This is a genomic window from Candidatus Cloacimonadota bacterium (assembly GCA_034661015.1).
Classification (GTDB): Bacteria; Cloacimonadota; Cloacimonadia; order JGIOTU-2; family JGIOTU-2; genus JAYEKN01.
On the sequence record JAYEKN010000187.1, the window covers coordinates 1 to 2,599 of the forward strand.

Sequence of the window (2,599 nt, forward strand, 5' to 3'; positions counted from 1 at the left end):
TTTTGCTTGTGATGGGGGAATTGAGATTTACAATTACAGTTGTTCCTTCTCTATCGGAAGGGCATAAATGCCCTGATATTTTTGTTTATATATTTATCCTATGCGTGAACGCATAGGCTATTAAAAAGATCAAAACGAAATAGCCCCCATTCTTCGCGAGTATGGATGAAGAATAAAAAACGAAATAGTCCGGTTTTTCACATATATGAATGAAAAACAAAAGAAAAATAGCCCAGTCCTTCAGGACTGGGAAATGAGAAAGAAGAAATAATCCACGCCGTTCACGGCGTTATAAAATGTAAAAGGTTGGATTTACAGCATTTATGGCGTTTTGAGTAAAATTTTCTAATAATCATTAAATACTCCGAATGAGTAGAATTTGAATAACTGCGGGTAAAACCCGTTGTACCCGAAAATAAGAAATCACAACACTTAAAGTGTTGAACTTCGTAGTAAGTGTTTTCACAGAATCAATACCACCAAATGCATTACTCCATTATTTTTGTGGAGCTGATTTTCCTTTTAATACTCGCCTATCACCCCTACGGGCTGTAACACCTTCATCATCAAAAATCTTCAATACATTCATTGTGAAAGTTCTGTTGCTGTGTAAAATATCCCTAAATTCACCTACTTTAATCCCCCCTAGATTTTTATTCAGGAAATCAAGTAATTTTTCCTTCGCCTGTTCATAAATTTGAGAATGGATAAAATTTCCTTCCACATTTTTTAAAACTTTCGTGTTGACCAAATAGATTACGATCAACTGGAATTTATTTTCCTCAATTCCATGCAGTTTCATCTCGTTGTGAATGATCTTGGTTTTTGGATTATTAAAACCAAGATTTTTAAAATATTCCTCAACTATTTCAATCTGCTTCTTGTCGGATGCTGATATATTAACTTTATAAGAAGATAAAGTCCAAGTATTTCCCACTCTTTTTAATTTGCCATTTTGTTCAAGTTCCTCTATCATAATTTGAATCATCTTCTTCATTTCTTTATAACGCTTTGCATTAAAAATCCCCATAATCTCTTGGAAATTTTTGCCTTGCACATCAAGATAATTTCTCTCGTGATACATTCTTAGGTCTTCCAAAATTCTATTTTTAAGATTTTCCTTTAATTCTTTAATGATTAGATAATGAGTAGTGTTTTCAGAAACAACTGACAAATCTTTTTCATTAGAAGAAAAAACCGTATCTTCAATTTTCTTTTGGGAAACACCGAGTGATTTTGCGATTTTGGCTGTTGATAAACACATTTTTCGTTTTTTCAATTCGGCAACAATCAATCCACGCAAACCATCCCGGACCAATTGGCTCAAATTGTTAACCATTTTTTCAGTTCTTCTGCGATGGTGAAGAGGGTGAGTATCAACAATTTCTCCTCCGCCAAGCGTAACATCATTTGAGGTGCTTCTAATCACAAACCGATCGCCGTAGATTGCCACACAAGGAAAATCCAAATGGAATTGTACTAATCCCGATTGTTTAGGACTAAGTTGATCATTATCCAAAAGGTGCATCCTTGCTTGGGCTGCATAAGTTCCGAGCAAAAAAATCACATCAGTTCGGGTTCCGATTGTGCGGTCATGCTCAAAAATCTCTATTCTGGCATCCAACATCTTGGAACCTTTGATGATCCTGTCGGCAACAACCATTCCAGACTTGAATTCGTTTTTGCTCAATCCAACTATATTTATGGATGTTCTATCCCCGCGGAAAACTTTTTTCACTTCATTACCAAAACGTTGAATGCTTCGAATTCGCAACTCTTTTTCATCCGGCAGCAAATATAATTTATCATCCTGCGAAATACTTCCCCCAAGTGCTGAACCGTTAATAACAGTCCCAAATCCCTGAACTGTAAAAATCCGATCAATATACATCCGAAAAACATCTGCCACAGAATGCTTCTTATCGGTTTCAATTATTTTTGCAATACATTCCCGCACATCATTCAAACCCTCACCGGATTTTACAGAAGTTTTTATAACTGGAAATTCTTCCAAAAATGTTCCGCTTACAAAATCAGATATTTCTTCTTCCGCAAGTAAAAGCAATTCCTCATCCACAAGATCAGTCTTGGTCAAAACTACAAATCCCCTATCAATGCCCAAAATTTTCATAATATTCAGATGCTCGATGGTTTGGGGCATAATACCACTATCCGCAGCGATAACCAGCATGACAAAATCAATCGTGCTTGCCCCGGCAACCATTGTGTTTATAAAGTCTTTGTGCCCCGGCACATCAATTATTCCGATGCTCTCATCTTCTGAAATTTCAAGATGAGTGAAGCCGAGGTTTATCGTGATTCCTCGCTCTTTTTCCTCTTTGTGAGTATCGCAATCGAACTGAGTTAGCGCTTTTATTAATGCGGTTTTGCCATGATCCACATGACCGGCAGTTCCCATTGTAAAATGTTTCATGTTAAAATGTTTTTACCACGAAATACACGAAAAAAGTGAATCATTATAGGGAAATCTGCCTTTTGTGCTCCAAACGAAATGAATCCAAATTCTTGTTAATGAATGAGACATTTAAAATATCCTTTCTTTTTAAAAAAAATTTGCTGTCTGGACTTACCCCGCAGC

Annotated in this window: 1 protein-coding gene; it reads right to left on the minus strand. The window is 36.2% G+C overall.

Annotation, left to right across the window (positions count from 1 at the left end; genetic code table 11):
- Positions 1 to 496 precede the first annotated feature (496 nt).
- On the minus strand, positions 497 to 2,434 hold the full coding sequence (gene selB, locus U9P79_07080; protein ID MEA2104384.1) for a selenocysteine-specific translation elongation factor: 1,938 nt from the start codon (positions 2,432 to 2,434) through the stop codon (positions 497 to 499).
- Between the last annotated feature and the right edge of the window lie 165 nt (positions 2,435 to 2,599).